Raw genomic sequence first — 7,249 nt, forward strand, 5'->3', positions numbered from 1 at the left:
ACAGCAGGGCATGATTGAGCGACAGCCACAGGCCGTTGTCGCGCCACAGATAAACCGTGAGCCGCACCGTCGAGACGGGCGGAAAGCACGGCGGCAGCATCCGCCACGGCAGCCCGCCGCGCAGCAAATACAAAATCGCCTCGATAATGCGCCTGAGCGGCCACTTGCGCGGACGTCCCACCGACGAGGGCGGCGGAAAGAAGGGCTCCAGCACCGCCCATTCGGCATCGGTCAAATCGCTTGGCAAAGCCAGTTCTGTACGGGCATATTGCGCCCGAGTGGTATCGGTCCACATCGTCGATCTCCGGAAGTTTGTTGCAAAACCCCTGAATCAACGACTGGCGCTAGCGTCAAGCTAACTTGCTGATACCACTCAACTTAATTTCGGATCAGGCTCTAATGCGCTGAGAAATTCGGTATCTTCTTCGACCTTTAGGTCAAAGAATGAGCAGAAACAAGCGGCTATCAATCCTCACTGCTGCCGAGGTCGAGGATCTATATGGCGTCCCATCCTTCAATGAGTCATACCAGCGATTCTACTTTATGCTGAATGACAAAGAACTAGCGGAGATATCGAGAATAAGGCAACGCAAATATCGTTGTGTGGCGATTGCTTTGCTGGGCTACTTCAAATGCAAACCGGTCCTGCTTAACCCAAGGTACAAATCAATGCAGGACGACTTGGTATTCATAGCCCGATTTCACTATAGGGACCTTACCTTCAGGCGTTTTAGCCTGAAACCTGACCAAAAATCCCGTATCTATGCGCGTGTTCTATCGATCGTCGGCGTCAGCAACTGGAACGATAAAAGACATCAGCCACAGCTTGTCGAGCACTTGTGTACCTGTGCTGAAAGCTGGGTGGAGCCCCGAGCAGTCTTTGACGCTGCAATCGAATATTTGGCTCGCCAGAAAATCGCAATTCCCGCCTATAGTACGCTGCAGAAGATCGTCAGTCAGGTTATTGGCCAGCACCAGAAACGATTGCATGACCAGATCGACGCCGCTTGCAGCCAAGGTCTATCAACTATGTTGCTCACACTGGTTTCCGGTGAAGGCCAGTTTACATTCCAGCAACTACGCCAGAGCGCCCGCAATTTTACCGGCACCGAGTTGCAAAAAGAAATAGCCGTGTATCACCATATTCAGCCGTGGATGACGGATGTGACGACTGTACTCGAGTCACTTTCTCTCTCTCAGAAAAACCAGCAACACTATGCCGAACGGGTTGACTACTACGGAGCCAAACTTAAACGTCAATCGCTTGCTAACCAGCGCCTGTACTTGCTGTGCTATCTGCAGTCGCGGCACCAGCAGGGCCTGGAACGTATTGCGGAAGGGTTCATACATCACCTCCGGCAAGTGAAACAACGTGCGCATCAAATGGCCCAAGAACGGGTCTATCGGGATTGGCAAAAGGCAGCTCGCAATGTGAGCAAAGCTGCTGATATCTTACACCTGTTCGTTGATGACAGCATCGATCCTGATACGTCGTTTCAAGCTGTACAGCAACGGGCGTTCCAGTTTCTCAATGTCAGCGACCTGAACTCAGTCTGCCGATACCTGAGTAATCAGAAACAGTCGGCGGAGGAGGCATTTTGGCAGCACCTGGATACGGAGTCCACATTGCGAGCCGGACTGTTGCGTTCGCTCTTTTGCTGTCTGCGTTTTGACGGTACCGACAAAACGCGGCGGTTAGCCGGGGCCCTGGCCCAAGCTCGGTTGGATTTGGTCGCCGGTAATAGGCTCGGCGATGTCAGCATTGATCAGCGTTTACTACCGAAAGCCACACGGCCATTGCTGTCGAAACCCGATGGCAGTATAGACAAATCCAAGTAGGGGTTCTAGGGATTTTCCGTCCAAAAACGACAAAGTGCTCTGGAAGCCCCGCCATCTATGGCCTCTAGAGGGGTATTACTTTTTCCATATCCCTATTTTGGCTCTGATTGGGTAAGATTTGGCCTTTTTAGGCTAAATCCATGGCATTCGATGAACGTGTTCAAATCTTGTCCGAGGCGGAACAAGAACAGTTTTATGGACCTCCCGCTTTCACCTCAGCAGACCAACGCTTCTTTTTCTCGCTGAACGATAAGGAACTGGCTATCGCTACAAGCCTACGTCACCGGGGTCAGCGCTACATGCTGGTTGTACTGCTGGGCTATTTCAAGGCCAAGCCGGCGGTGCTTCATCCCGGTTTCCACCAGATCAAGCAGGATCTCAAATACGTTTATCAAACCATTCTACCAGGGCCGGGCTGTAGACCCTTTAATCTCACGCCAAAAGAGAACGAACGGATTTACCAACGTATTTTCCAACTCTGCAACTACCAGCGCTGGAATGCCAAAGACCACGGAGCTGCGTTGAGCGCCTACTTATCCCAGCAAGCCAGAGCCTGGACGGCTCCAAGACACCTCTTCGATGCGGCCATTGAGTATTGTTCGAGACAGAAGATAGCGATCCCTGCCTACAGCACGCTGCAAAAGATCATCAGTCAAGTGGTGGGAGATGAACAGGAAGACATGGCCAACCGCCTTGAGCGTGCAATGTCACAAGATCTTAAGCATGCACTGGCGGATCTCGTAAACGGCGAAGGTGCACTACCGTTCCGGCAGTTGCGACAATCGGCTCGTAACTTCACTGGAACCGAACTTGAGAAAGAGCTGGTTGTCTATCGCAACATCCAGCATTGGATGTCAGAAGTGGACCTGCTCTTGAGCCTGCTTTCACTGTCGCAGAAAAATCAACAACACCTGGCGGAGAAAGTCGACTACTACGGCGCCAAACTGAAACGGCAAACCATAAGCAACCAACGGCTGTATTTGTTGTGCTATTTGCAAACGCGATGGCAACAAGCACTCGAACGTATTGCCGATGGTTTTGTGCATCATGTCAGGCAGACCAAACAGAAGGCAAAGGAGTACGCAAAAGAAGCGGTGTATCAGGATTGGCAAAAAGCGGCCAAAAATGTCAGCAAGGCGGCCGAAGTGCTCCATCTATTCATTGATGACGAAATTGATCTGCAACTACCGTTTGCAACAGTAAGACAAAAAGCACTGAACCTCCTGGCCAAAAAGGATCTGGAATCGGTATGTCTCTTCTTGAACGAGCAGCGGCGATCAGTCGATGAAGCCATGTGGCAATACTACGACGAGAAAGAAAGCCTGCGTAAAGGTTTACTGCGAGAGTTATTTCGATGTCTGCGCTTTGAAGGCAGCGATGGCACTCAGCACTTAGCGACTGCCTTGGCGAAAGCACAAGGCGAAATCGACACCCTGGCCCAATTGCAAACCGCCGATACCCGGTTTCTACCGAAAAAAGTACACGAATACCTGCTGGATCGTGACGGTAACATCCTGTTAGATCGTTATGAGTGGTTCCTCTATCAGCAGATTCCTGATCGCCTGAATGGCCAACTAACACTGCCTGAAATCATTAAATACCGGGCGCTTGATGCTGATCTGATCGACGGGGAGCATTGGCGAAAACATAAATATACGCTGCTGCAACAGAGCCAGCTAACCGATTTGGCCAAAGAGCCTGAGAAACTGATAAAGCAGATGGCCACTGAATTGGATACCCGTTTATTCGAGGTCGGTGAATATCTTGAACAGGAAGACAACCGGAATATCATCTTGCGCAATCCGCAGGGTAAACACTTCTGGCGCTTACCTTCGGCCAGCAAACATCATCTGGTCAACAATCCCTTCTTCCAGCAAATCCCTACAACGGGTGTCGCGGATGTACTGCGCATGGTGGATCGTGACACCGGCTTCATAGACTGCTTCGCGCATGTGCTGGGTTCCCAATCCAGAAGCCGTTCCCATGAATATGATCTGTTGGCAATTCTGGTCGGCAATGCAACCAATCAAGGCATTTACGGTATGGCACAGATCTCTGATCGTACCTATGATCAGCTCAGCACCATCCAGGCAAACTACCTACGTTTGGAAACCTTGAATGATGCCAACGACAACATCAATAACGCGACCGCCAAGCTGCCCATCTTCAGGCACTACAACATCCAGGAGGATGTTTTACACGCAAGTGCCGACGGCCAAAAGTTCGGAGCCCGGCGCGAGACGTTCAAAACCCGTTACTCGTCGAAATACTTCGGTACACAAAAAGGCGTTTCTGCTATGAGCCTAATCGCCAATCATACGGCCATTAATGCCAGGGTAATTGGTGCCAACGAGCATGAATCTCACTACATCTTTGATTTGTTGATGAGCAATACGTCAGACATTATTCCGGATGTGCTCTCAACCGACACCCATGGTGTGAACCATGTGAATTTCGCGTTGCTCGATCTGTTCGGATACCAGTTTGCCCCGCGCTATGCCCAGGTCGGTAAAGTGATCAATGACATGTTTGATGTCAAGGAAGACAAAGACCATAGAATACAGCTACGCTTGAAAAAGCCCATTAACACGCATCGAATTGCGCAGCACTGGGATACCATCCAACGGATCGCAGTATCGCTTAAACAACGGAAAACAACACAAGCCACCTTGGTGAGAAAGCTCTCGGGATACAAGCACAATCACCCGTTGCTGGAAGCCCTGACTGAATACAACCGCCTGGTGAAAGCGAATTATCTACTGTGCTACATCGATGATGCCAGTTTAAGAAACTATGTTCAGCGCGCGCTGAATCGTGGAGAGGCCTATCACCAACTGCGTAGGGCAGTGAGCAGCGTAAATGGGGATCAGTTCCGGGGCAGTTCAGACGAAGAAATCCAGCTATGGAATGAGTGCGCTCGTCTAGTCACCAATGCCATCATCTATTTCAACTCCAGGATACTCAGTCAGCTGCTGACCAGCTTCGAATACCATGGAGACGCCCATAGAATAGGAATCGTCAAACAGGCCTCCCCTGTGGCTTGGCACAACATTAACCTCAAGGGGACTTACCATTTCGAATTGAGCGAAAAATTGCCAGAACTGGAGGAGCTTATGCGCTCAATCGAGGGATATTTACCTGTCAGGGAAAAGTAATACCCCTCTGGAGGCCACGGCCAGAGAGGCCTCCAGAGCACTTTGTCGTTTTTGGACGGAAAATCCCTAGAACCCCAATATGTGCCGATGCAGAAGCCGGGTTACTGGAATTCCCACATGCCCGTTCGCGACATTTATGGCCGAATGCTGGCGGAGTGGATAAAGGAACCGATGCCGGAGCGCATGACGATGTCGGAAGCACGGCTCAAGGCTGTGCTCGCTGCCGCCATTCACCCAGAAAATCGTTAATCATGGATACTGCCTTAGCTGTCCTGAACTTGCTGACAACCCCAGTGGGTGACTTAGTCCTGTCGGTAGCAGGTTTGGGGCTATCAATTTGGGCAATGCTACAAGCCGGTGGTGCCAAGCGGGCGGTTTCCAAGGTTTTGGCCAGGAATAATGACCAGGTCACGAGAGACAATGCTCGCGATTTACTGATTAAACTAACGACTGCAAAAGATGCCGCAATGGCAAGGCGTCAAGGTGCCCCACGCTCATCAACCGCTGGCCGCGTGATGGCGACAGACCTGGAAGTGTTGCAACTCGCCCAGGATGCGCTGGCGACTTCGACGTTAGGCACTGGTCAATCGCTGGCCGTTGACTTGCAACGCGCAGCCGTCCAACTCAACAGTGCCCTACAAGGTCTGGCCGGGAACAGCGTTCGCGATGAATGGGCAGACGCGCTTGGTGTGTTGCAAGGCATCATTCCCAAAGTCGATGTGTTGCAAGCTGAGCTTGCCGCGAAGGTGCTGCGTTAATTCTACAACCTCAATTACTGATTTACTGCATTACAGATGCCGGGTTGCATCCATACGCTGGTGCAGGATGCGGACAACGGCAATGCCGTAACTGGTCGGCTTGAAATAGATGACGTGATGCTCCACGCTACGACGGCGATAACCTGGCCGAATGTAGGCGCAACTCTGCGCCTGCTGTGGGGCTTCGGCCAAGTCGGCGCAGGCGGATTCGATCAAGTCGGTGTAGCGCAGTGCCTGCGGCAAACCCCATTGCGCTACGGTGTAATCGAAAATCCCGTCAAGGTCGCGCTGCGCCCTTGGGCTGAACCGATAATCAGCCATACTGCGCCGCTTTGCGCTGCTTGAAGGCGGCGAAATCGAACGGCTCCGGCTCGCCACTCTGCTCGCCCTCGATGAGCGCCTGGCGGATGCTCTCGATTTCGGCGCTGCGCTCCTGTTCACGCCGGATAAGATCGCGGATGGCTTCGCTATCGTTGGTATAGCTGCCAGCGGCGATTTGCGCCGAAATCCAGGCGTCTTGCTGCTCGGTGAGGGTGATGGTTTTACGCACGGTTGCCATGGGTAGCCCTCCAAAAATTTGCTATCAGGGGGTTGGTGAAATTATCATACTATTGGTGTAATTTTGCACATTTTTACTCTGAAAGCAAGTTTTCTCTTTTTTCCTCATGGGGAACCGTTCGCGGGAACGGGTAGGTAGCGGTAAAGGGTGGCCGTGGACACGTCCAAAGTCCTGGCGACGTGACGCGGGCTTTCGCCGCCCTCTATCAGCTTCCTGGCATGGGCAACCTGGGCAGGGGTTAGCTTCGGCCTGCGCCCCAACCTGGTGCCGCGCTTTTTCGCTGCGGCTAGGCCTGCCTGGGTGCGCTCGACGATCAGGTTGCGCTCGAACTCGGCCAGCGCGCCCATGATGTGAAAAAGTAGCCGCCCTGACGAGCTGGTGGTGTCTATAGCTTCGGACAGTGACCGGAATCCGATGCCCTGTTCGCCCAGCTGCCCAGTAAGCTGGATGAGATGCGAGAGAGAGCGGCCAAGCCGGTCAAGCCGCCATACCACCAGCACGTCACCGGCCTTGAGCGCGGCGAAGGCTTTGGAAAGGGCAGGGCGGGTGGCGGCGCTGCCGCTTATACCCTCGTCCACGAATACCTGCTGGCAGCCTGCGGCCTGCAGCGCGTCCAGTTGCAGCTGCGCTTTCTGGTCGCTGGTGGATACGCGGGCATAGCCATAAAGCATGACCAATTATGAGACTATATTTTGCGACACTCAACCCCCTGATTTTGCAGGGGACGGCAAACTGTCTCAAAAACGACCGTTTTTGAGAAAACTACCTCTCGGCCAGCCCCTGCAGCGTCCTGCGATGCCGTTCGATGAAATTTTCGATACGGATGCTCTCCGGCTCCGGCGTCTGCATCGGGGTGTGGCACTGGCCGCATCGCAGCGGCACGGCTTCAAGGGCGTAAGCCTCGTTGCCGCAGTCCCGACAGAAACGTTGCACCAGCT

Annotated in this window: 7 protein-coding genes and 1 pseudogene; 4 read left to right on the top strand and 4 right to left on the bottom strand. The window is 52.8% G+C overall.

Translation table 11 applies throughout. The annotated features are described in order from the left end of the window. On the bottom strand, positions 1 to 295 hold a 295-nt coding region (locus Q0239_RS16045; RefSeq protein WP_298604745.1), incomplete at its 3' end, for a transposase. Positions 296 to 444: 149 nt separating this feature from the next. Here Q0239_RS16045 and Q0239_RS16050 point away from each other — a divergent pair. The 4 genes and pseudogenes from Q0239_RS16050 to Q0239_RS16065 form a co-directional block, all read left to right on the top strand. After that, positions 445 to 1,836: pseudogene (locus Q0239_RS16050) on the top strand (DUF4158 domain-containing protein); the annotation flags it as partial. Positions 1,837 to 1,979: 143 nt separating this feature from the next. After that, the gene (locus Q0239_RS16055) at positions 1,980 to 4,994 is read left to right on the top strand and encodes a Tn3 family transposase (protein WP_298604748.1); all 3,015 of its coding nucleotides are present in this window, start codon (positions 1,980 to 1,982) and stop codon (positions 4,992 to 4,994) included. Between the two features lie 87 nt (positions 4,995 to 5,081). Beyond that, a complete protein-coding gene (locus Q0239_RS16060) occupies positions 5,082 to 5,243 on the top strand; it encodes a hypothetical protein (RefSeq protein ID WP_298604750.1) in 162 nt (53 codons plus the stop codon). 218 nt (positions 5,244 to 5,461) lie between these two features. Further along, positions 5,462 to 5,752 carry a hypothetical protein gene (locus Q0239_RS16065; protein ID WP_298604752.1) on the top strand — a complete coding sequence of 97 codons (291 nt, stop codon included), beginning with the start codon at positions 5,462 to 5,464 and terminating at the stop codon, positions 5,750 to 5,752. Between the two features lie 30 nt (positions 5,753 to 5,782). On the opposite strand, the gene Q0239_RS16070 is transcribed toward Q0239_RS16065, so the two are convergent. From Q0239_RS16070 to Q0239_RS16080, 3 genes are all read right to left on the bottom strand, one after another. Beyond that, positions 5,783 to 6,073 carry a type II toxin-antitoxin system RelE/ParE family toxin gene (locus Q0239_RS16070; protein ID WP_298604753.1) on the bottom strand — a complete coding sequence of 97 codons (291 nt, stop codon included), beginning with the start codon at positions 6,071 to 6,073 and terminating at the stop codon, positions 5,783 to 5,785. After that, a complete protein-coding gene (locus Q0239_RS16075; RefSeq protein ID WP_298604755.1) occupies positions 6,066 to 6,311 on the bottom strand; it encodes a type II toxin-antitoxin system ParD family antitoxin in 246 nt (81 codons plus the stop codon). Before Q0239_RS16075 ends, Q0239_RS16070 begins: the two co-directional genes overlap by 8 nt. 104 nt (positions 6,312 to 6,415) lie before the next feature. Further along, positions 6,416 to 6,982, bottom strand: a complete 567-nt coding sequence (locus tag Q0239_RS16080; RefSeq protein ID WP_298604757.1) for a recombinase family protein — start codon at positions 6,980 to 6,982, stop codon at positions 6,416 to 6,418. Between the last annotated feature and the right edge of the window lie 267 nt (positions 6,983 to 7,249).

Source organism: uncultured Sphingorhabdus sp. (assembly GCF_937872355.1).
Classification (GTDB): Bacteria; Pseudomonadota; Alphaproteobacteria; order Sphingomonadales; family Sphingomonadaceae; genus Sphingorhabdus_B.